This window comes from Ruegeria sp. CF5 (assembly GCF_056537325.1).
Genome location: NZ_JBQFRI010000006.1, coordinates 60,955 through 83,408 on the forward strand (window position 1 = coordinate 60,955; position 22,454 = coordinate 83,408).

At 59.5% G+C, this 22,454-nt stretch carries 16 protein-coding genes; 10 read left to right on the forward strand and 6 right to left on the reverse strand.

Annotated features, from left to right (window positions below):
- Positions 1-5: 5 nt before the first annotated feature.
- Positions 6-1,487 (reverse strand): trimethylamine methyltransferase family protein, encoded by a 1,482-nt coding sequence (locus ACR0NW_RS14950; RefSeq protein ID WP_480451239.1) that lies wholly within the window; start codon positions 1,485-1,487, stop codon positions 6-8.
- A 149-nt stretch (positions 1,488-1,636) separates the two neighbouring features.
- On the opposite strand from ACR0NW_RS14950, the gene ACR0NW_RS14955 reads away from it, so the two are divergent.
- The 7 genes from ACR0NW_RS14955 (at position 1,637) to ACR0NW_RS14985 (ending at position 9,814) form a co-directional block, all read left to right on the forward strand.
- Positions 1,637-2,080, forward strand: a complete 444-nt coding sequence (locus tag ACR0NW_RS14955) for an SRPBCC family protein (protein WP_480451238.1) — start codon at positions 1,637-1,639, stop codon at positions 2,078-2,080.
- Positions 2,073-2,783, forward strand: coding sequence for a maleate cis-trans isomerase family protein (locus ACR0NW_RS14960; RefSeq protein WP_480451237.1), 711 nt, complete (start codon positions 2,073-2,075; stop codon positions 2,781-2,783). The genes ACR0NW_RS14955 and ACR0NW_RS14960 overlap by 8 nt, the downstream gene beginning before the upstream one ends.
- A 124-nt stretch (positions 2,784-2,907) precedes the next feature.
- Positions 2,908-3,789: a LysR family transcriptional regulator gene (locus ACR0NW_RS14965; protein WP_480451236.1), complete on the forward strand. Its 882-nt coding sequence runs from the start codon at positions 2,908-2,910 to the stop codon at positions 3,787-3,789.
- Positions 3,790-3,875: 86 nt separating this feature from the next.
- Positions 3,876-5,579, forward strand: a complete 1,704-nt coding sequence (locus tag ACR0NW_RS14970) for an NAD(P)H-dependent oxidoreductase subunit E (protein WP_480451234.1) — start codon at positions 3,876-3,878, stop codon at positions 5,577-5,579.
- An 11-nt stretch (positions 5,580-5,590) separates the two neighbouring features.
- Positions 5,591-8,374, forward strand: coding sequence for a formate dehydrogenase subunit alpha (gene fdhF, locus ACR0NW_RS14975; protein WP_480451233.1), 2,784 nt, complete (start codon positions 5,591-5,593; stop codon positions 8,372-8,374).
- Positions 8,375-8,493: 119 nt separating this feature from the next.
- Positions 8,494-9,270 (forward strand): cyclase family protein, encoded by a 777-nt coding sequence (locus ACR0NW_RS14980; RefSeq protein WP_480451231.1) that lies wholly within the window; start codon positions 8,494-8,496, stop codon positions 9,268-9,270.
- Positions 9,271-9,286: 16 nt separating this feature from the next.
- Positions 9,287-9,814 carry a thioesterase family protein gene (locus tag ACR0NW_RS14985; protein ID WP_480451230.1) on the forward strand — a complete coding sequence of 176 codons (528 nt, stop codon included), beginning with the start codon at positions 9,287-9,289 and terminating at the stop codon, positions 9,812-9,814.
- Here ACR0NW_RS14985 and ACR0NW_RS14990 read toward each other — a convergent pair whose 3' ends face one another.
- The 4 genes from ACR0NW_RS14990 to ACR0NW_RS15005 form a co-directional block, all read right to left on the reverse strand.
- Positions 9,815-11,599 carry a gamma-glutamyltransferase family protein gene (locus ACR0NW_RS14990; RefSeq protein ID WP_480451228.1) on the reverse strand — a complete coding sequence of 595 codons (1,785 nt, stop codon included), beginning with the start codon at positions 11,597-11,599 and terminating at the stop codon, positions 9,815-9,817.
- A 73-nt stretch (positions 11,600-11,672) separates the two neighbouring features.
- On the reverse strand, positions 11,673-15,761 hold the full coding sequence (locus ACR0NW_RS14995; protein WP_480451226.1) for a translocation/assembly module TamB domain-containing protein: 4,089 nt from the start codon (positions 15,759-15,761) through the stop codon (positions 11,673-11,675).
- Entirely contained in the window at positions 15,758-17,563 is a 1,806-nt protein-coding gene (locus tag ACR0NW_RS15000; RefSeq protein WP_480451225.1) for an autotransporter assembly complex protein TamA, read from the reverse strand. The genes ACR0NW_RS14995 and ACR0NW_RS15000 overlap by 4 nt, the downstream gene beginning before the upstream one ends.
- Positions 17,564-17,725: 162 nt before the next feature.
- Positions 17,726-18,949: a urate hydroxylase PuuD gene (locus tag ACR0NW_RS15005; RefSeq protein WP_480451223.1), complete on the reverse strand. Its 1,224-nt coding sequence runs from the start codon at positions 18,947-18,949 to the stop codon at positions 17,726-17,728.
- Between the two features lie 96 nt (positions 18,950-19,045).
- Here ACR0NW_RS15005 and ACR0NW_RS15010 point away from each other — a divergent pair, with 96 nt between their 5' ends.
- Positions 19,046-19,966: a LysR family transcriptional regulator gene (locus ACR0NW_RS15010; protein ID WP_480451222.1), complete on the forward strand. Its 921-nt coding sequence runs from the start codon at positions 19,046-19,048 to the stop codon at positions 19,964-19,966.
- A gap of 6 nt (positions 19,967-19,972) precedes the next feature.
- On the opposite strand, the gene uraH is transcribed toward ACR0NW_RS15010, so the two are convergent.
- A complete protein-coding gene (uraH, locus tag ACR0NW_RS15015; protein ID WP_480451220.1) occupies positions 19,973-20,329 on the reverse strand; it encodes a hydroxyisourate hydrolase in 357 nt (118 codons plus the stop codon).
- Between the two features lie 213 nt (positions 20,330-20,542).
- Between uraH and puuE the strand changes: the two genes are divergently transcribed.
- Complete coding sequence (gene puuE, locus ACR0NW_RS15020) at positions 20,543-21,961, forward strand: allantoinase PuuE (RefSeq protein ID WP_480451218.1); 1,419 nt, start codon at positions 20,543-20,545, stop codon at positions 21,959-21,961.
- Entirely contained in the window at positions 21,958-22,443 is a 486-nt protein-coding gene (locus ACR0NW_RS15025; protein WP_480451217.1) for an ureidoglycolate lyase, read from the forward strand. Before puuE ends, ACR0NW_RS15025 begins: the two co-directional genes overlap by 4 nt.
- Positions 22,444-22,454 lie beyond the last annotated feature (11 nt).

The following is a 22,454-nucleotide window of genomic DNA, read 5'->3' on the forward strand; positions in this document are numbered from 1 at the left end:
GCTCCTTAAAGCCTGATATCGAATGCGGCCCGAATGGCCGCTTCGCGGTCCGGGGGCAGGTGATCCGGGGGCTCGATTGTCATTTGCTGAACCAGCTCATCAGCCTGTTCGAGGATGTCGGGGCTGCCCGCGTCAAGCCAGTCCTGTGTACTTTGACGATTGGCCAGCGTGGGATAGACGTATTCGCTTTTCATGCGGGCCAGCGTCTGCGCCTCGCCCAGATAGTGACCGGGCCCGGTGGCGACCGCCTCGATCAGGTCCAGGTCAACCGCATCCCCTGTCATTTCAACGCCGCGAACCGAACGCAGGATGGCGCCGCACATGTCGTTGTCGATGATCAGCGCCTGTGGCGAGGCCACCATAAGCGAGGCCAGCATGCCGACGCTGAGGTTGATCATGTCCGCCCCCGCCTGCGCGGCCAGTGCAACAGTATAGCCCTTTTCATAGCCTGATTGGGCGTCCGGCATCTTGGCATCGGTCATGCCTGCGGACACGGTCGAAGGAAGGCCAAGATGCAGCAGTAACTGGGCCGCTGCCGCGTTGGCAACGGCGGCCTCGCCACTGCCACCCGTCATGGCCCCTGTCCGCAAATCGCTGATGAAGGGCATGAAGGCCAGAATGGTCGGGAAGCCGGGGCTAAGGGTATCGACGATCATCAGCCCGGCCAGAGCCTCGGCCAGACCCTGCGCCAAAGCGCCGGCCAGCGTCACCGGGCTGGTGGCCCCGGCCTGTGCCGCCGTGCAAATTTGCAGAGGCATTCCGGCGGCGATTGCAGCACGCATGATGTCCACCCCTTCGGGCGCATAGCGCAGCGGCGAGACGGCATGTACGATGACGCCGAAACAGAACGGGTGATGGCGAAACCGGTCTTCGCCACCCAGCGACAGGTCGAACATTTGCGTGACCGGCCCGACATGGGCAGCCGTGTCGAAACTGACACCGATCGGCTTTGGGCAGGCCTTGAGGCAGGCAAAGGCGGTGTTCACATCCAATGCCAGCGGCGTATCAAGATCGCGGGCCACAAGCGGCCGAACGCCATAGTGTATATTCACGCACCGACCGACGAGCGTCATCATCTGAGTGAGATCACGCAGTTGCGCCTCGCGGAAGCCGCCCGTTGGATCAGGGACTTCAACAGCGGCACCGCCCGTGCCGATGTGCACGTGACCGCCACCGATGGTCAGGCCGTGATCATTGGAAAATCCGGGCAGGTTTACAGATTTCGTAGCACGGCCAATCGCCTTTTCGACCATCCCACGCGGGAAGCAAAGGCGTCCGTCAGATCGCAGTCCTGCCCCGTTTTCGATGGCCGCGGCAGCAATATCCGGGGGGCAATCCCCCATACCGGTTCGGGCAAGGATTGCGAAGGCCGCATCAACGATTGCCGAAACTCTGGTTGGGCCGAGGGGCTGGAACCTGCCTCCCGCAGGCGGGGCTACGGTCCGGTGCGCGGGCGATTCAGCCGGTTTTCGTGTTCGTCGCGCCATCAGTTTCCGCCATCCTTTTGCAACAGGGGACGCGCGTTCGGGATCGTTATCTACTTCAAATGCGACAGGAATTACGTCGCCTTTGAGACTGGACGTACTATGCCGGTTCGCTAGCATGGTGCTGGTCACCATCACGAACGAGGTCGCAAATGCACGTATTCCGCAGCATGGTTTTGGACGCCCCAATAGACCAGGTCTGGTCCCTTGTTCGGTCCTTTGACGGGGTGGCTGGATGGAACCCGGCTGTGTCGGCGGCACGGATGGAAAGCGGTTCTGCGATCACGCCCGGCAGTATCCGGCATCTGGATATCGTTGACGGATCCGTCTTTCGCGAAACTCTTCTGGCCCTGTCGGACCGTGATTACTACTACAGCTACGACATTATCGACTGTCCGCTGCCGGTTCGGAACTATGTGTCGACCCATCGGTTTGTTCCAATCACGCATGGCAGCAGGACACTGGGCATCTGGGAAAGCCACTTTGACTGCGACGCAGATGTCGCGGCGCAGATGAACGAAGTGGTGGGCGACCAGATTTATATCGGTGGCATGACCGGGCTGAACGCTACTCTTGCGGGGGTTACCAATGGCTGACACGCTTGCCCCCCGCGCCCTGATTGGGGTGATGACACCGGCCATGAACACCGTCGTGCAGCCCGAACTGGAATTGCTGCGGCCTGCAGGTGTGACCAACCAGATGCAAAGGTTCCGGCTGGGCGGAGAAAATGTATCCGACGACCTGATTGAAGAGGCGCAGAAGCTGATGGATTGCAACCCGGTTGCGATTGCCATCGGACTGACGACGGATGCCGCGCCGGGTGGTGTCGACAAGCTGGCACGACGGTGCGCCGAGGTGGAAGAGGCCGTCGGCGTTCCGGTCGTGAATGCATCGACTGCCAACCACGCGGCCTTGCGCCAGCTCGGTGCCAGCCGGGTCGCAGTCGTCACCCCCTTCGCGCCTGAGGTGGATCAGGTCGTGAAGGCTAATGTCGAGGCTGCGGGGTTCACGGTTGTTTCGATCAAGGGTACCTGTGCACCGTCACTGCCGGAAATCTGCGAGACCCCGATTGATCAGATCAGGGCGGTTTTCTGGGAAGTAGCGGCAGCCGACTGCGACGCGATTTTGCAGGTTGGAACAGCCCTGCCGGTCGTCGGGATCATCAGCGAGATAGAGGCTGAAACGGGAAAGCCGGTTGTTGCCTGCAATGCTGCGGTTTATTGGCAGGTTCTGCGCAAGGCTGGCGTGTCAGAGGCCCTTACAGGTTTTGGAACGTTGCTGGCCGATCACTGCGCCTGACTTGGCCGCTCGTATCGGGGTAATGAGCGAAACCTGAGTGATCTGGGCCCGGGCGCCGGGCCTTTCACTTTGCGGGCGCTGCGTTAAGTTGGTGATCTGTCACTCAAAACCGGGGCTGACCGCCGTGATCGAACTTCGAGACCTGCAATTGCTGAACGCGCTGGCGCGGCATCGTCATTTTGCCAAAGCGGCCGAAGAATGCGGTATCTCTCAACCGGCGTTCTCCATGCGGATCAAGAACCTCGAGGATCGGCTGGGTGTGTCCATCGTGCGCCGGGCCAACCGGTTTCAAGGGCTGACGGAAGAGGGCGAGATGATCGTGCGCCGGGCGCGGCGGATACTGGACGACACCAAGGCGTTGGAACAACAGGTTCTGGCCGCGCGTGGCGAGATTACCGGAACACTGATTCTGGGTGTTATCCCGACGGCCATCGCGTTTACGGGACGGTTGATCAAACGTTTGCAACAAGCGCATCCACGCATTCTGACCCGAATCGAAACGATGTCTGCCTCGTCGATCCAGCACCGGCTGGATGAGGGCAGCATCGATGCGGGCGTAACCTATGGCGACAGTATCGGCGCGGACCTGAGGCAGGTGCAGCCTTTGTATGAGGAAACCTATGTTCTGCTGATCCCCGCACACATGACGGACGAAACCGGCCCGATTCCCTGGGCGCGGGTTGCGGAGTTTCCGATCAGCCTGCTTGAGCCGCAGATGCAAAACCGGAGGATTTTGGACAGGATTTTTGCGGAACAGGGGCTACATCCGCATGTAGTAGCAGAAACCAGCGGATTTACGGCTTCGATGGTGATGGCGCGCGAAGGGTTGGCGGCGACGGTGGTTCCACGTGTGCTGGTGCGTGCACTGGGGGATCTGAAGGGGACAAGAGTGCTGCCTTTGATCGACCCCGTTGTCAGCAAGCCGATTTGCCTTGCGACCCTCACTCGAGATCCGGAATTGCCGACCGTGGATGCGTTGCGGGCCGTCGTGACGTCTTTGCGGTGATAAGGTGTCGTTATCGTGCGATTGTATTTTGAGATTTGACGATATGATCTGCTGATGAGAGACGGGGGCCTCAATCGGAGGGCATCATGGCACCATTGGATACCAAGCCATCGGGCGCGCAAAAAGGCGTCTGGAAGTCAGGTAAAGGCAAGGGGCGGCACACGCCCAAGGGCCGGCAGTTTACGGATGAAGCACAGGCCGAAATTGCGCGCCTGCTGGGCGACCGCCCGCGCCGCCGCGATCTGCTGATCGAATTTCTGCATTTGATTCAGGACGAACACGGCCACATCAGCGCCGACCATATTGCCGCCTTGGCAGTTGAGATGCGGATCGGTCAGGCGGAGATTTACGAAACCGCCACGTTCTATGCCCATTTCGATGTGGTGAAAGAGGGTGAGACGCCTCCGCCCGCGCTGACGATCCGTGTCTGTGATTCCCTATCCTGCGAAATGGCTGGTGCCCAGCAGTTGCAGAAGGCGCTGGAGGACGGTCTTGATGCTTCTGAGGTGCGTGTGGTGCGCGCGCCTTGCATGGGCCGCTGCGACACCGCGCCGGTGCTGGAGATCGGTCATAACCATATCGATCATGCCACCCCTGAAAAAGTGAACGCGGCCATCGCGGCTGGCGATACCCACGCCCATCTGCCCGACTTTGAGACCTTTTCGACCTATGTCGAGAACGGCGGCTACGCCAAACTGAAAGAGCTGCGCGAGGGTGGTAACTGGGAACAGGTGCAGGAAGACATCCTGTCCTCGGGCCTGCGGGGCCTGGGTGGTGCTGGCTTCCCGTCCGGCAAGAAGTGGGGCTTTGTTCGCATGAACGAGGGCACACGCTATCTGGCCGTGAACGGCGACGAAGGTGAGCCCGGCACGTTCAAGGACCGTTACTATCTTGAGCGCACGCCGCATGTCTTCCTTGAAGGCATGCTGATCGCCGCATGGGCGGTTGAGGCCGAGACCTGCTTTATCTACATGCGCGACGAATATCCGGCGGTTCTGGAAATTCTGGCAACCGAGATTGCCGCGCTGGAAGAGGCCGGGATTGTCGAAAAAGGCTATATCGACCTGCGCCGGGGTGCCGGTGCCTATATCTGCGGTGAAGAATCCGCGATGATCGAGTCGATCGAAGGCAAAAAGGGCCTGCCGCGCCACCGTCCTCCGTTTGTGGCGCAGGTTGGGGTCTTTAACCGCCCGACGCTCGTGCACAATGTCGAGACGCTGTATTGGGTCTCAAAAATCTGCCGCGAAGGGCCGCAGATTCTGAATTCAGTTGAAAAGAATGGTCGCAAGGGTCTGCGCAGCTATTCGGTCTCGGGCCGGGTTGCGAAGCCGGGTGTTTACCTGCTGCCTGCAGGTTCAACCATTCTTGACGTGATTGATGCCGCCGGGGGTATGGCCGATGGTCATGTCTTCAAGGCGTATCAACCGGGCGGGCCGTCGTCAGGTCTTCTCCCCTCTAGTATCGACGACGTCCCGCTCGACTTTGACACCCTGCAGCCGCTGGGCACGTTCATCGGGTCCGCCGCCGTGGTGGTTCTGTCCGATCAGGATACCGCCCGCGATGCGGCCCTGAACATGCTGCGGTTCTTCGAGGATGAAAGCTGTGGTCAGTGTACGCCCTGCCGGGCGGGCTGTGAAAAGGCGGTGAAGCTGATGCAGGCCGACAAGTGGGATCAGGACCTGCTGGAAGACCTGTGTCAGGTCATGGGCGATGCCTCGATCTGCGGTCTGGGGCAGGCGGCCCCGAACCCGATCCGCCTGGTCATGAAACATTTCGCTGACGAAATCTGAGGGAGACAGCCATGCTTGATGCAAGCCCAACCAAGACCGTCACCTTCAACCTGAACGGCGAAGATGTCACCGTCCCCGAAGGTTGGACCATCTGGGAAGCCGCCAAGGGGCAGGGATTTACCATTCCGCACCTGTGCCACAAGCCACAGCCGGGCTATCGCCCCGACGGCAACTGCCGCGCCTGTATGGTCGAGGTGGAAGGCGAGCGTACTCTGGTCGCCTCGTGCATCCGCCCTGCCGCTGACGGTATGGTGGTGAAAACGGACTCGGATCGTGCCGAGAAATCGCGCGCCATGGTCATGGAACTTCTGGTGGCCGATCAGCCCGAGGAACCGCACGACGTCTCGAGCCATTTCTGGGACATGGCCAAGCTGAACGACGTCAGTGACAGCCGTTTCCCGGCGAAAGAGGCCGAGAAAATCCCGCTGCTGGATGACAGCCACGTTGCGATGCGCGTCAATCTGGACGCCTGCATCAACTGCAACCTCTGCGTCCGCGCCTGCCGCGAAGTGCAGGTGAATGACGTGATCGGCATGGCCGGTCGCGGCCACACCTCGCAAGTTGTGTTTGACCAGAACGACCCGATGGGCACATCGACCTGTGTGGCCTGTGGTGAATGTGTTCAGGCCTGCCCGACGGGGGCCTTGATGCCTGCCACCGTGCTGGATGACAAACAACAGGGCGATAGCAAGGATTACGATTCCGAGACCGAAAGCGTCTGCCCGTTCTGCGGCGTGGGCTGTAAAGTCTCGCTGAAGGTCAAAGACGGCAAGGTCAAGTATGTCGAGGGCATCAACGGCCCCGCGAACGAAGGCCGTCTGTGTGTCAAAGGCCGCTTTGGCTTTGACTATATCCACCACCCGCACCGCCTGACCAAGCCGCTGATCCGGCGCGAAGATGCACCTGAGAAGGGGCTTAACGTCGATCCGGGCAACCTGTCGACCCATTTCCGCGAAGCGACATGGGAAGAGGCGATGGATCTGGCCGCGACCAAGCTGAAGGCGCTGCGCGACGAAAATCCGCGCTATGTCGCGGGCTTTGGTTCGGCCAAGTGCACCAACGAAGAAGCCTATCTGTTCCAGAAGTTCATCCGTCAGGGTTTCAAGCACAACAACGTCGACCACTGCACCCGTCTGTGCCATGCGTCGTCGGTGGCTGCACTGATCGAGAACGTGGGTTCAGGCGCCGTGACAGCGACCTTCAACGAGATCGAAAACGCGGATGTGGCGATCATCATCGGTTCGAACCCGATCGAGAACCATCCGGTTGCGGCAACCTATTTCAAGCAGTTCGCCAAGCGCGGCGGCAAGCTGATCGTGATGGACCCGCGTGGCGTTGGCATGCGCAAGTTTGCCGATGAAATGCTGCAGTTCCGTCCGGGTGCCGACGTCTCGATGCTGAACGCGATCATGAATGTGATCGTCGAGGAAGAGCTGTACGACAGCCAGTACATCCACCGCTGGACCGAGAACTGGGAAGCCGAGAAAGAGCATCTGCGCCAGTTCACGCCCGAGGCAATGTCGCCAATCTGCGGCATCGAACCGGATCAGCTGCGTCGTGTTGCGCGCACCTTTGCGCAGGCCAAGGCTGGTCTGATCTTCTGGGGTATGGGCGTCAGCCAGCATATCCATGGCACCGACAACTCGCGCTGCCTGATCTCGCTGGCCTTGATGACCGGCAACGTTGGCAAACCGGGTGCGGGTCTGCACCCGCTGCGTGGTCAGAACAACGTACAGGGTGCCTCGGACGCGGGTCTGATCCCGATGTTCCTGCCGGATTACCAGTCGGTGACGGATGACGGTATTCGCGCCAAGTTCAACAACGTGTGGGAGTCCGAGGATTTCTCGAACGAGAAGGGCCTGACTGTTACCGAGATCATCGACCAGATTTATGCCGGCAATATCAAGGGTATGTACATTCAGGGTGAAAACCCGGCAATGTCCGACCCGGATGCCGGTCACGCTCGCGAGGCGCTGGCCAAGCTGGAGCTGATGATCGTACAGGATATCTTCCTGACGGAAACGGCGAACTATGCCGACATCATTCTGCCCGCCTCGGCGCTGTACGAAAAGAACGGCACCGTGTCGAACACCAACCGTCAGGTGCAGCGGGTACGCCCCGCCGTGTCACCTCCGGGTGAGGCGCGCGAGGATTGGGCGATCACCGTTGAACTGGCGCAGCGGATCGGGCTGAACTGGGACTACACGGACGTGTCTCAGGTCTTTGACGAGATGAAGTTGACGATGAACTCGCTCAACAACATCACGTGGGAGCGTCTGAAGACCGAAACCATCACCTATCCGTCGCTCAGCGAAACCGATCCCGGGCAGGCAATTGTGTTCGGCGATGGTTTCCCGCGTCCCGATGGCCGCGCGCGCTTCACGCCTGCCAGCGTGATCCCGCCGGATGAGGCGCCGGATGACGAATACCCGATGATTGCCACGACGGGTCGTCAGCTGGAGCACTGGCATACCGGTTCGATGACGCGCCGGTCGTTGGTTCTGGATGCGGTCGAACCGGAAGCGAATTGTTCTATGAACCCCCGGACGCTGAAGCTGATGGGGATCGAGCCGGGCGAGATGATCCGCCTGACCACGCGTCGTGGTTCGATTGAAATCATGGTCCGCGCCGACCGGGCGATTGCCGAGGACATGGTGTTCATTCCCTTCGCCTATGTTGAGGCGGCCGCGAACATCCTGACCAACCCTGCAATCGACCCCTATGGCAAAATCCCCGAGTTCAAATTCTCGGCGATCCGGGTCGAAAAGATCGAAGACGCCATCGCGGCGGAATAATTCCACCACCACTCACGAACCTGAAACAGGCGGCCCCAAAAAGGTCGCCTTTTTCGTTGCTTGACACTGGCTTGCGCGCGGCCAACCCTTTGGAGGTCTCGCAATCAATGGAGTTTTCCATGCCCCGCCGCTTTGTCGACCTGTCTGTGCCGCTGGAAACCGGCATCATATCGGACCCCCCGATCATGTTGCCTCAGATCGATTACATGACGCATGACCAGACCGCCGAGCAGGTCATGGCCTTTTTTCCGGGATTGAAGAAAGAGGATTTGCCGGGCGGAGAAGGCTGGGCCATCGAGCGGTTGCAGATTGCCACCCATAACGGCACACATCTGGACGCGCCGTATCACCACCATTCCACGATGAACAAAGGCGAACGTGCGATTACCATTGATGAGGTACCGCTGGAATGGTGCATGAATTCGGGTGTCAAACTGGATTTCCGCCATTTCGAGGATGGGTATGTCGCCTCTGCAGAAGATGTCGAGGCAGAGTTGAAGCGTATCGGCCACGACCTGCAGCCGTTGGATATCGTGGTGGTGAATACATCGGCCGGGACACGGTATGGCCAGCCGGATTATCTGATGAAAGGCTGCGGGATGGGGCGCGAGGCGACTCTGTACCTGACCGAGCGGGGCGTGCGCGTGACCGGTACCGACGCCTGGAGCTGGGATGCGCCGTTTCCTCTGACCGCGCAGGAATACGCGAAATCGGGCGATCCGGGTATCATTTGGGAAGGGCACCGGGCATCGATGGAGGTCGGGTATTGCCACATCGAAAAGCTGACCAACCTTGAAGACCTGCCGCCAACGGGGTTCGAAATTTCGTGCTTTCCGTTCAAGATCAAGGGCGCGTCTGCCGGGTTTGTCAGGGCGGTGGCAATTTTCGAAGATTGAGATGAGGAGAAAACACGTGTCCACGGATAACACTGCGGCCGAAGGCCATGATGGCCCCTATCCCGCTCCGGTCGAGGTCCGGGGATTTCAAGTTCGCCCGGAATGGATCGATTACAACGGCCATATGAACGTGGGCTTTTATGGCGTTGCCTTTGATCTGGCGCTTGAAGAAGTGATGGTGCGCCAGCTTGGGCTGGGTGAAGTACAGGTGAAGGCGGCAGGGCAGGGGCCGTATATGTTGCAGTCCCACCTGCATTTTTTGCGCGAGATACGCGAAGGCGAGCGTTTCTATTTTCAGTTCGTCCTATTGGATTCGGATGAAAAACGAGGTCACTACTTTGCCCGGATGTTGTCGGAAACCGATGACCAGGTCTGCGCGACGCAGGAGGGGCTGTTCATGAATGTCAGTCATGAGACAGGCCGCTCGGCCCCTTACCCGGATTGGGCCGTCGCACGGCTGGCGCGAATGGTTGCCGATCACAAGGAACTGCAGGCAGATCCGCAAATTGGGCGGCCCATCGGTATTCGCCGTAAACAGGCCTGATCAGCGCCCGATAGCATAGGCCTGCATCAGCCTTGGCGTGGCCGCTGCACGCAGCAGCCCGTCTGGTGTACGGCTGGCTGCTGTCAGGCGCCCTACTGTCCAGGGTTCGGCCACCTCGACGTCGTGGCCGCGTGCCCTCAAGCCTTCGATCACATCCGTGCCGAAACTCTGTTCGATCATCAGATGCCCGGGGCGCACCTCGCGCGGGTAAAAGGAGCTTTGGAAATGGGCCGTGTGAAACAGCGGCGCATCGATAGCTTCCTGCAGGTTCATGCCGCCGTGAATGAGGCGCAGCAGGTAGATGAGTTGCCACTGATCCTGCTGATCGCCGCCGGGTGTGCCAAAGGCCAGTTCGGTGCCAATTGGGTCGCGCGCCATCGAAGGGGAAAGCGTTGTGCGTGGGCGACGCCCCGGGGCCAGCGAATTTGGCAGCCCTTCTTGCAGCCAGAACATCTGTGCCCGCGTGTTGAGGGGCATCCCCAGTCCCGGAACAACGGGTGATGATTGCAGCCATCCGCCCGATGGTGTGGCCGACACCATGTTGCCCCACCGATCGATGACATCCAGATGCACGGTATCGCCACGCTTTTCCGAAAGGTGTGCCATCGTGGGTTCCCCGGCGCCGATCTGCCCATCCGTCCTGAACGTTTCGGCGGCATGGGCGACAGACGCGTCGGCCCAGTGTTCCAATCCGGGCAGGTGCCCCGGGCGCTGTTCGATGGAAGCAGTTTGACGGATCAGGTTGCGCCGTTCGTCGGCGTAAGATTGGGATAACAGTGTATCGACCGGGATTTCTGTATGGTCGGGATCACCGTAGTATGCCTCGCGATCTGCGAAACTCAGCTTCATCGCCTCGGTGACAAGATGCAGAAAGTCGTCGTGGTTCTGGGGGGCAAGTTCGAAACCAGCCAGAATGTTCAGCGACTGCAACAGAACCGGCCCCTGCGTCCAGGGTCCGCCCTTCCAGACGGTCCATCCCTTATAATCGGTGGAAAGCGGCGGTTCGTATTGGGCTTGCCAACCTGCCATGTCCTGCGCGGTCAGAACGCCGCGATGCGGGGTGCCGGAGGCATCCATGACGCAGGCGTTTTGCAGGTAGCTGTCGATTTCCTCGGCCACGAAGCCCCGGTAGAAAGCATTCCGCACGGCTTCGATCTGTTTTTCTCGCCCCGTCGCCGCCTCGGCCTCGAGCAGCAGCCGCTGCCAGGTGTTGGCCAGTTGCGGGTTTTTGAACAACTGTCCCGGTTGCGGGGCCGTTCCATTGGGCAGCCAGGTTTGATAGGACGTCGGCCACTCGTCACGGAAGAAGTCGCCAAGCCCGGCAATCGTATGCGCCACGCGCGGCAAAACAGGGTGGCCCTTTTCAGCATAATGGATCGCCGGTTCCAGCACCGTCCGCAACGGCAATGAACCATGGTCACGCAGCGTGATCATCCATGCGTCAAATGCACCCGGAATGACCGTTGCCAGCAAACCGGTCCCGGGAATACGGCTGAGCCCTTCGTCGCGATAGTGTTCTATTGTCGCTGCTGCCGGTGCAGTTCCCTGACCGCAGACCATGGTGGGCGCTTCTTCCCCGGCGTGTTTGATCAGCATGGGTATATCGCCCAAGGGGCCATTCAAATGCGGCTCGACAACGTTCAGCACGAACCCCATTGCAGCAGCTGCGTCAAAAGCATTGCCGCCCTGTTCGAGCATTTTCATGCCGACTGCCGAGGCGATCCAGTGCGTGCTTGTGGCGACCCCGAAGGTCCCCGTGATTTCCGGACGGGTGGTAAAGGTCATGACGGCTCGTTTGTTGTTCGTGCAGATGGTGCATGGGCTACCGCGTGGGTCAAGTCACCAGAGCGAGAGCCGTTTAATAGTCACGTTCAAAAAACACGCCGATGCCGGTTTCACCGCGGCCGTCCACCGTGCCCCGGACCGTGAAATTGTCAGTGACGTCCAGATTCAAATTCACCTCGGTATCGCCCTCGGTGTTGACGGTGAAATCGGTATACAGGTTATCGCTGAGATAGGCCCCGGCCCCCAGCCGTCCCGCGCCGCTTTCGGATGTGCCGACATCGACATTGTCCAGACCCGTAGCATCGCGAATTCCCTTGGTCGCATCGCCTCCGGCCCCGCTGAGTTGCGCAAGGGATGCCGCCATCTGGGCAATGACAAAGGGTGACAGTTCGGAAAAGCGATTGCCGAACAGCAGCATGGCCAGCGCCTCTTCGGCGGGGCGTTCAGGGTCCGAGTAGACATCGACCTCAGGCGAATCGAGCGGTCCGGATATTTCGATGGTTGCGGTGCCGTCAGAGGTGCTGGTTGAGGAGGCAAACTCGATATAAGGCGTCAGATCGCCCTGCAGGGTCACGAGCCCCTTGGTCAGCGCGAGCCTGCGACCCAAAATGTCGATGTTACCTCGGATCAGTTCGATCTGTCCGGACGGCACGACCGAAGTTGTGGTTCCGCCTATCTGGATGCTGCCGCCCAGTTCCGCATTGACACCCCGCCCGCGTACAAACACCGCCTTGGGTGCAAGCAACCCCACATCCAGTGCGATTCGGGACTGATTGGCGGATTTGTCTTCTTTTGCGACCAGATTGGCGCGTTCACGGGTGACGAACCCAGCCTGGGACTCGTTGACATGGGTCATAGGCGGGATTGGAGCCGCACCAACTGCCCCCGCTGCGGCTGCCAGATTGATGTTGGTCTCGCCGAAAACGATCTGACCGGCGATAGAACTGTTGCCCGCAAGAGCGCCCGACATGGCGATCTGCCCGTTCAGAACCGTTTCATAGAGCAGCTTGTCAGTCAGGACGAGTTCGTTCAGCGCGGTCGTGATTTGCGCATTGAATGGCGGTGTCAGGTCCAGCGGTCCGCTCACCGTAAAGTTGCCGCCCGCGCGCAGGCCACCGCGCAGGTCAATGGTGGCCCGGCTTTGCGCCAACCTGACCGTTCCGCCGATGTCGGTGAGTGTCTGGCCGACAGATGGGATCGCCATCGAGGTGCCCGAGGTTGTCACGGTTCCGCTGAGTGCATCCAAACCGGGTTTGCCCTTTAGCGAGACATCGAACCTTGCGGCTCCGTCGATCTTGTTGGGCGTGATGAACCTGTTGGCGATACCGACGTTGACGTTGCCCTTTGCGTTCAGATCGGCGGTGGTGTCGGTTTCGTTAAAGGTTCCCGTCACTGTCGCGTCAATCTGCGCAGGTCCCTGCGCGCGGCCATCCACTGTCCAGATTCCGTCGCTGCGCTTTGCGTTTCCAGTGGCCGAAACTGTTCCGGGGAAATCGGGAACGAACCGTTCAAGCTGATTCAGTTTGGCGTCGAAATCCAGATCGGCGGCACCTGAGCTTTCGACGGTACCCACCAGATTGGCATAAGAGCTGTCGGGCCCGTTCAGCCGAACATTGCCCTGAAGCCCTGTGTTGGTCGGGGAAACGTCGCCACTGGCGGTAAGCGGGCCCGTCAGGGTTTTGGATACACGCGCCAGATCGTCGAGTTCGGCCGAGAAATTCAACCCACTCGTCTCGTCGTTCAATACACCGCGGGCTTGCGCCGAAAGAGCCGTGCCGGACAGGCGGAAGTTGCGGATGTTCAGACCATCGGAATTGTTTGCAGCGTCGACTGTAAGGGTCGTTCTGCCCTGGATAAGATTATCAAGCTGATCGATTCCGGTCTGGATGTCGTCCGCGTCCAGATTGCCCTGAACATCGAATTCCAGGGTTTTCCGGTTGCCCTTACCCTTCGCCTTTGCCTGCACCGACCCGGCAAGATCGCGTTTGGCCAGCCCCGAAAAGACCGAAAGATCAGGCGCATTAATGCTGGCTTCGCCGTCGATGGCCAGTGCACCTGCCGGGTCGTCAATTGTGGCCACTATTTCAGCCGTCAGGGCTGAACCGTTTACATTTGCCTTGCGGATCGTCACCTGATCACCCGCCCGCGCCGCGTCCAGTTCTATCAGCGTCCGGCCGGTGATGATCGGGTCGATCTCGGTCAGGCCGGTCCGCAGGTTGCGTCCTGTCAGGTTGGCCGTTGCGTCGAACTCCAGCGTTTCAGGGGTGCCTTTGCCTTGGACGGACGCCTGAACAGAGCCACCGAGATCTTGTTGCACCAATCCCGAAAAGACCGACAAATCCGGCGCGCTGACGTCCGCTTTGCCGTCGATTGTAAGTAGCCCGTTGGGGGTGGTGACGACACCGCTGGCCTGCGCTGTCAAAGCGTCTCCGGTGATCGAAAAATCCCGAATCGTCAGGCCGTCACCGCCACGGGCGGCATTCACCGAAATCTGTGTGTCGCCGGAGATAAGGGAGTCTACTTCGTCACGACCGGCCGACAAATTTTGCGCCGTCACGTCCAGCTTGCCGTCAAAACTCCCCTCCAGTGGTGAGCCGCTGCCCTGAACCTGTGCTGACACGAAGCCGCCCAGATCCATCTTCGCCAGCCCCGAAAACCGCGACAGGTCCGAGGCCACAAGCGAGGCCGATCCGTCGACCTTCAGACCGCTGTCCAACCCGCTGATCACGGCATCCGCGCCGAGGGTATAGTCTGTTCCCAGCAGTTCGAGGTCCGAGATTTCCAATGCGTTGTCGTCACGCAGATTGAACAGGCCGTCCAGAGTGACGCGTTCGCCCAAGGCTGTGCTCAGCGCAGGGTCGGACATGCTCAGACCGTCCAGAGCCGCCTGAACATCACCGTCAAGCAGCAGGGTGTCGCCCTGTTCGAACGTTCCCTGCGCGGTCAGTCGGGCGTGGTCCAGATTCAGTTGCGGCGTGGCGACGTCGTTTGCCGTCAGGCTTATGTCCCACAGATTGCCATTGGTCTGATCGAAAAGTCCCGAAAGTTGTGCGGCACCGATTAATGTATCGCCACCGGTGACGGGCAGAACAACGGTTTCACCCTGTGGCGGAGTAATTCGGGCCTGCAAGGCGGCTTTTTCCAGTTGGCCGCCGGCAAGGTTCATCTCGCCTTCCAGCTTCAGAGCCTCAGAGGTGATATCAAGATCAGACAGGGCGACCTGACCATCAGGGCCGGTATTACCGTCCACATAAAGCCGCGTGTCGGTCCCAAAGAAGGGATCAAGGTCATCGGTCAGGAACGGGGTCAGATCGCCGGACAGATCGGTCGTGAATGCGATGCCCGGTGCTGAGTCACCGTCATCGGTAGCAGCTTCGCGAAGGCGGACCTGCCCAGCAATTCGCTGTGTGCTATCGCTGCTGACGGATATATCCGCAGTGAAATCGGTGATCGGCCCGTTGCCCTTTGCAGACAGGCTGAGCTGTGGCTCATTCGGGATTTTCAGAACCGTGGAAATCAGCCCGCCTGCGTCTTCGTCAACCTGCAGATCAAGGTTGATCTCGCTGCCTTCGTTCTGGAATTGCGCCGTCAGGCTGATCGAGTCGCCGGGGCGATCCAGCCGGGTGACGCCCAGTGACGTGTCCAGCGCGCCATCGGCAAGATTCAACTTACCATCGACTGAAAGCTCGGCCGCAAGACCGATCAGCGGCTCGCCAAGTTCCAGTTTGTCGACACGCAACTGACCGACCTCAATTGCCACGGGTAGCTCAGGCAGTTGGAACGGTTGCGTTTCCGCGCTTGGGGGTGGGGTCTGTGTCGCAGCAGGCTCTGGCGCGCGGGCGACATCGATTTCCCCTGCCGTCAGAGCATTGACCGAGAACCGACCCCGCAGAAGGGCGAGCCGGTTCCAGTCAAGCTCGGCATTCTTGATGGTAAGCCAGACACCTTCGTCATCCGATACGGTGATTTCATCGATCGTGGCGCGGGAGCTCAATGCGCCGGTCAGTCCCCGGACCCTGATGTTCCGGCCGTCGGTCGAAAGCGTGTTCTGAAGGAAATCGACCAGCATCCCGCCTTCATCTTCGGACTGGTCCTGCGCGAACACAGGGGACCCGATCGTCAGGCTGACGATCAGAACAGGATATGAAGCGCGACGGATCAAAATGCCTGTCCGATCCCGATGTAAAATTGCAAACCGTCCCCGGTGGGGCCCGAGACTGGATAGGCAAGATCAAAGCGTAGCGGGCCGAACCCGCCCAAATCGTACCGTATCCCCAATCCGGCACCTGCATGATAAACGGCGTTGCTGGTGATATACGACGCCGTATCCACTGTGCCGTAGTCGTAAAAGCCGACGAGAGAGAGTTTTTCGGACACCTTGCCCCGAACCTCGCCGGAAAGACCAAGGAAGGATTTGCCCCCCGCGATTCCTGTACCAACCGGAATTCCGAGGCTTTCATAAGGTTGACCACGCACCGTACCCGCGCCACCGGAGAAGAACAGGAAGTCAGGCGTTACGCCATCCGCCGGCGGGCCGATGACCGATCCCAGTTGGACGCGCCCGGCCACGACGACCCGTCCTGAGCTGCCGAAATCCCAGTATCCGCGCCCGTCAAAAAACAGGCGCAGGCCGGATTTTGTGCCCGAGACGCCGACAAACGGCATCGCGTTGGAATCCAGATAGAACCCGCGCGTGGCGCTGACCTTGCTGTCGCGTCGATCCCATTCAGAACGGAACGGGAGGATGAAGTATCTGAACTGGCGACCGCTTCCATAGGCATCATCGGCATTCGAGAACGAGAAACCCGCTGAAGCCTCGGCATAGAGGCGATCGGAAAATGTCCGGCGCGCACCATAGGCCAGCGAAGCGACCGACACGTTGTAGTTCTCGGTGTTGCGACGCTCCAGCAATGCGCTCCAAAATGTGTTGTCATCCGGACCCAGCCTGTCTGGCTGATCCAGGCGCATCCCGATCCGGCCATCGATGTCTTCGGCCCCCCCGATATTTCGGATTGCAGCCTCGAACCGGAAGCGCTCGGCGCGTCGAAAGACATTGCGGTGGGTCCAGGTCGCCGTGACATCGACACCGTCACGCGACGCAACCTCGACCCCGAAGGTCAATCGGCGTCTTGGCATGTCCTCGAAAGTCGCGTCAAAATCCAGTGTGCCGTCCGGATTGGGCTCGTCGCGTTCTTTTATCGAGACCACGTTAAAGGTGCCGGTGCGGCGCAACCGGGTGCCGACCCTTTGCACCTGCTGAGGCGAAAAAACCTCGCCGGTGGGAAAACCGGCGATCTTTTCGATCGAGCGATGACGAACACTCGTGTCGCCGTGAATGAACATCTTGCCGAAGGTCAGCCGGGGGCCGGGGGCCAGGTCAATCTCGGCATCCAGCTTGGACTGAGCGTGGCGCGCGATAATCTTTTGATCCGCCACATCCGCCTTTGCGTGGCCTGCGTCTCTCCAGGATTGAACGCCAACGGTGGTGGCTTGTTGAATGATGGCGGTCGTCGCCAGTTTGCCCGGAGCGAACCCTTCTGGCAATTCCGTTTCTGGGGCCAACGGTTGGACAATAGCAGTGCCAAAGGTAAAGGTCGGCCCGGCCTCAACAGAAATCACGGCGCGGTTGATCTGTTTCGGAACGCCCAGCGGGTCGATACTCGCGGCTTCCTGGCCATCTAGTTTGATGCTGACGACCGGGCTGAAATACCCCTCATCATACAAAATCTGCACCACGGTCCGATAATCCGAAAGTGCGGCTGACAGAATTTCCAAAGGCGTGTCCAGGCCACGGGAATTGGCCGTCAAGACCGAGGAGGTCTCTTCGATCCTCTCCTGCAACTGTTCGGAGGTGCCGGGGGCAGACAGCGTTGTCTCAAGAGCGGCGGCCGCACTGGGAAGGGACAAAGAAATCAGTGTGAACAGCCAGCATTTTACCATGCCCGATGGCCTGTTCAGCTTCATTACCCGGCTCCAACTGCCCCAAGTCGAAATCATTATTGCCGTGAAATGCTCAACATCACGGCTGCTCTCGTTCATGTTAGAACATTTGGGCAGGTCGATGGAAAGGAAATTTAGGGTTTTCAGGTAATTTCCGGCAGCCTGAGCCTTGAATGTACGCCCGCGTTACGATCCGACGCTTTTGAACCAACGGATGATGGCCTCACGGTCTTCGGGCTCCATGAAGGTCACATTGGCAGGTGGCATTGCGTGACTGACACCAGCCTGCAGATAAATCTGCTGTGCGTTGCGCGCAATATCGGCTTCGGTTTCAAGCAGAACGCCCTTGGGTGCCCATAGGATACCTTCCCACACGGGTTCGCGTGCGTGGCACATGGAACAACGTCCAAGCACCACGTCATGCGCCTCTTCGAAACCGGGGGCCCCAGCGAAGCGTTGTTCGTACGGGGTCAGGGGTTGGGCCTCGGCCTCTTCCAGTGGCTTGTACATTGGGGCGGTCGACAGCCACATGATTGCGATGAACAACAGAGCGGTAACCAGCCAGGTCCAGGTTGGATTGCCCGCACGGGCATGTCGTGTGTTGAAATAGTGCCGGATCGTGACGCCCATCAGGAATACAAGGCTGGCGATGATCCAGTTGTATTCGGTGGCAAAGGCCAGCGGATAGTGGTTCGACAGCATCAGGAACACGACCGGCAACGTCAGATAGTTGTTGTGGGTCGAGCGCAGCTTGGCGATCTTGCCGTATTTGGGGTCGGGCGTGCGCCCGTTTTTCAGATCGTCCACAACGATGCGCTGGTTGGGCATGATGATGAAAAACACGTTTGCCGTCATGATCGTAGCGGTAAAGGCGCCCAGATGCAGCATCATCGCACGGCCGGTGAAGATCTGGTTATATCCCCAGCCCATCGCAACCAGCAGAACAAACAGCAGCACCATAAGCAGGGTGGGGCGCTCACCAAGCCCCGACTTGCAAAGGAAGTCGTAGATCAGCCACCCAATGGTCAGTGAGGCTGCCGAAATCAGAATGCCCTGCCACAGCGCCAGATCGGCCTTTTGCGCGTCGATCAGATACAGCTCTCCGCCGACCCAATAGACGATCATCAACAGCGCCGCGCCGCTGAGCCATGTCGCATAGCTTTCCCATTTGAACCAGGTCAGGTGGTCGGGCATCCGTTCGGGTGCGACCAGATACTTCTGGATATGATAAAAGCCGCCGCCATGGACCTGCCATTCTTCGCCATCTGCGGGGCCGGGGATATCCCGGTTCAGGCCAAGGTCCAGCGCAATGAAATAAAAGGATGATCCGATCCAGGCGATAGCCGTGATGACGTGCAGCCAGCGCACGGCAAATGCCATCCAGTCCCAGAACACGGCGAAGTCGTACATGCGTGAGGTCTCCGATTGCTTGCTGCCACACTAGGCAAGCGGGCTTTTCTTCGGTATTCCCGTATATTGTCAAACTGTATCAAAAAAAACGAGAAGATGTCCTATCTCGACAACATCCGAACCTTCGTCAGGGTCTATGATCTGGGCAGCATGTCAGCTGCTGGGCGCGACCTGCGTATATCTCCGGCTGTGACATCGGCGCGAATCTCTCAGCTTGAGGATCATCTGGGTGTGCGTCTGTTTCAGCGCACGACACGAAACCTGACGCCGACCGAACAGGGGCGGGCGTTTTATCCCGGCGCCGTGGCGGTTCTGGATGCTGTGGACGAGGCTGAAGCGCAGGTCATGCACCTGACCGAAGCCCCGCGCGGATCACTGTTTGTAGCGGCTCCGTTGGGGGTGGGGCGCAGATTACTTGCGCCACATGTCCCTGATTTTCTGTCACAATATCCGGAAATTGATGTGCGACTACGGCTGACGGACAGGTCGGTGGACCTGACGACCGAGGGGTTGGATCTGGCCTTTTTCATAGGTCAGCCCGAGGATAGCACGTTGCGAATTCGCAAGATCTCGGATTGCCAGCGCGTATTATGCGCCGCACCAGGCTATGTGAAACAAAGGGGCATGCCGCAATCCGGTGCCGACCTGATCTCGGGCGGGCATGAGTGTCTGAACCTGCGGTTCCCGGGCGCAACTGAATTCCAGTGGGTGCTGACAACGCCCGAAGGACCGAAAAAGTTCGCGGTTTCAGGACGGTTCGAATGTGATGACGGGGACGTCCTGACCGACTGGGCGCTGTCAGGGCAGGGAATTGCGATGAAACCGGTGTTCGAGGTGGCAGAGCACCTGAAAGCAGGCCGCCTGGTTACGGTTGCCAACGAAACCCCGCCGGTCCCCGTTCAGATGGCCTGTCTTTATACGCATCGACGTCATCAGGACCCCAAGGCGCGATTGTTCATGGACTACATGGTCCCGCACATCAGTTCAGTGATCAAAAGCGCTGAAAGCCAGAGCTGATCGCAATCAGCTGCCGCGATAGGTCGAAAAGCCGTAAGGCGATAGCAGTAGCGGCACGTGATAATGGGCATCCGGATCGGACAAACCGAAACGGATCGGGATCTGGTCGAGGAAAAGGGGTTCATCACCACTCATTCCGATTGCGCGCAGATAGTCGCCGGCATGAAACATCAGCTCGTACTGACCGGTGGCAAACCTGTCCTGCGGCAATATCGGGCTGTCAGTGCGGCCATCCGAGTTGGTTTCGCATTCGGCCAGCCGGGTGCGCGTGTCCCCGTCAATCTGGTAAAGCACGATCTTCATTCCCGCAGCGGGCAGGCCCCGCGCCGTATCCAGAACATGGGTTGTCAGGTAACCTGCCACAGTCGTCTCCTTAGTCTCATTCTGCCATATCCGGAAGCGCCGTTTGGCACCTCAACCGGTGGACAAGATTCATCTGACACCGATTTGTAAGGGTTTTGAACCTGTGAGACGCATCAAAAGAAATGGAAACAGCGTTCGGTTTGATTTGATAATCAGATACATTTTTCTGAGATATAGAATTCTTGAGTGATGACTTTGACAACGGATGACGTAATGCAGCCACCCCGCTATTCCCGTGACATGATCGGTTACGGAGCCAATCCGCCCGATGCGAGCTGGCCGGATGGCGCCAAAATAGCAGTGCAGATTGTACTGAACTACGAGGAAGGCGGCGAAAACTGCGTGCTGCACGGGGATGCGGCGTCCGAGGCGTTCCTTTCCGAAATCGTAGGGGCCGCGCAATGGCCGGGGCAGCGGCACTGGAACATGGAATCGATCTATGAATACGGGGCGCGGGCCGGTTTCTGGCGGTTACATCGCCTGCTCAAGGATTTTCCAATCACCGTTTATGGTGTGGCCTCGGCCCTTGCACGTTCGCCGGATCACGTGGCGGCGATGAAATCCGCGGGTTGGGAAATTGCCAGCCACGGGCTGAAGTGGATCGAACACAAGGACATGACCGAGGAGGACGAGCGCGCCCAGATGAATGAGGCCATTCGCCTGCATACAGAGGTGGTGGGTGAGCGTCCCCGCGGCTGGTACACGGGCCGCTGTTCGGTCAACACCGTTCGGCTGGCGGCGGAAGAGGGCGGTTTCGATTATGTGGCCGATACCTATGCCGACGATCTGCCTTACTGGATGAACGTGAGCGATCGGGATCAGTTGATTGTGCCCTATACGCTGGACTGCAACGACATGCGCTTTGCGACGCCGCAGGGATTCAATTCCGGCGACCAGTTCCTGTCCTACCTCAAGGACAGTTTCGATGCGCTCTATGCCGAAGGTGAAGCGGGATCGCCCAAAATGCTGTCCATTGGGCTGCATTGCCGTCTGATCGGACGCCCCGGCCGGGTCATGGCTCTGCGGCGTTTTCTGGACTACGTCAGCAGCTTTCAGGATGTCTGGTTCGCGACCCGTCTGCAGGTTGCCGAACATTGGGCGGCAACGCATTCACCCGTCGCGCGACCACGCCCGTCACAGATGACGCGCGAGGAGTTTGTTGCGGCCTTTGGCGGCGTCTTTGAACACTCCGCCTGGATCGCCGAGCGGGCGTTTGATCTGGAACTCGGCCCCGCGCACGACACCGCCGGAGGGGTGCACAACGCGCTGGCGCGCATGTTCCGGTCTGCATCCGAGGCAGAGCGTCTGGGCGTTTTGACAGCCCACCCCGATCTGGCGGGTAAGCTGGCGCAGGCGAAACGGTTGACGCAGGAAAGCACGTCCGAGCAGGCCTCGGCCGGGTTGGACGCACTGACCGATGAGGAACGGGCGACATTCACCGATCTGAACCAACGGTATGTCGACACGTTCGGGTTTCCCTTCATCATTGCGGTGCGTGACCACGACAAGGCGTCCATTCTGGACGCTTTCAAACGCCGGATTGATCAGGACAGGGATACTGAATTCTCTGAAGCCTGCCGACAGGTCGAACGGATTGCCGAATTCCGGCTGCGGGACCTGCTGCCCTCATGAGCGCGCGGATAACAATCGAGCCGATCTCGGCAGAAGCGTTCGCGCCCTTCGGCGACCTGATCGACGTCGCGGGCGAGCCGGATAAGATCATCAATCAGGGGCAGTGCGGCAGGTATCACGACCGCGCGCAGCTGGATTTTGCAGACGGCCGTGCGGGGATCAGCCTGTTTGACGCAAACCCGCGCACATTGCCCTATCAACTGGATATGGTTGAGCGTCATCCGGAGGGAAGTCAGGCGTTCATTCCCATGACGCACCAACCGTTTCTGGTCATTGTTGCTGCGGATAAGGACGGAACGCCCGCCCGCCCTCGCGCTTTCGTGACGCAACCGGGCCAGGCCGTGAATTATCACAGGGGTACATGGCACGGTGTGCTGACGCCCCTGTCCGGGCCCGGTCTGTTTGCCGTCGTCGACCGGATCGGTGCGGGAAGCAATCTTGAAGAATACTGGTTCGACACCCCGTATCTGGTGGAGGAGTGACCAGCGAAGCC

What these genes read in the sequence shown, in the direction of transcription:
- ACR0NW_RS14960 (WP_480451237.1), top strand. Translation starts at nt 2,073, where the DNA reads ATGGCTGACACGCTTGCCCCCCGCGCCCTGATTGGGGTGATGACACCG.
- ACR0NW_RS15000 (WP_480451225.1), bottom strand. Translation starts at nt 17,563, where the DNA reads ATGAAGCTGAACAGGCCATCGGGCATGGTAAAATGCTGGCTGTTCACA.
- ACR0NW_RS14970 (WP_480451234.1), top strand. Translation starts at nt 3,876, where the DNA reads ATGGCACCATTGGATACCAAGCCATCGGGCGCGCAAAAAGGCGTCTGG.
- ACR0NW_RS15005 (WP_480451223.1), bottom strand. Translation starts at nt 18,949, where the DNA reads ATGTACGACTTCGCCGTGTTCTGGGACTGGATGGCATTTGCCGTGCGC.
- ACR0NW_RS14990 (WP_480451228.1), bottom strand. Translation starts at nt 11,599, where the DNA reads ATGACCTTTACCACCCGTCCGGAAATCACGGGGACCTTCGGGGTCGCC.
- ACR0NW_RS15025 (WP_480451217.1), top strand. Translation starts at nt 21,958, where the DNA reads ATGAGCGCGCGGATAACAATCGAGCCGATCTCGGCAGAAGCGTTCGCG.
- ACR0NW_RS14950 (WP_480451239.1), bottom strand. Translation starts at nt 1,487, where the DNA reads ATGGCGCGACGAACACGAAAACCGGCTGAATCGCCCGCGCACCGGACC.
- puuE (WP_480451218.1), top strand. Translation starts at nt 20,543, where the DNA reads ATGCAGCCACCCCGCTATTCCCGTGACATGATCGGTTACGGAGCCAAT.
- ACR0NW_RS14955 (WP_480451238.1), top strand. Translation starts at nt 1,637, where the DNA reads ATGCACGTATTCCGCAGCATGGTTTTGGACGCCCCAATAGACCAGGTC.
- ACR0NW_RS15010 (WP_480451222.1), top strand. Translation starts at nt 19,046, where the DNA reads ATGTCCTATCTCGACAACATCCGAACCTTCGTCAGGGTCTATGATCTG.
- fdhF (WP_480451233.1), top strand. Translation starts at nt 5,591, where the DNA reads ATGCTTGATGCAAGCCCAACCAAGACCGTCACCTTCAACCTGAACGGC.
- ACR0NW_RS14980 (WP_480451231.1), top strand. Translation starts at nt 8,494, where the DNA reads ATGCCCCGCCGCTTTGTCGACCTGTCTGTGCCGCTGGAAACCGGCATC.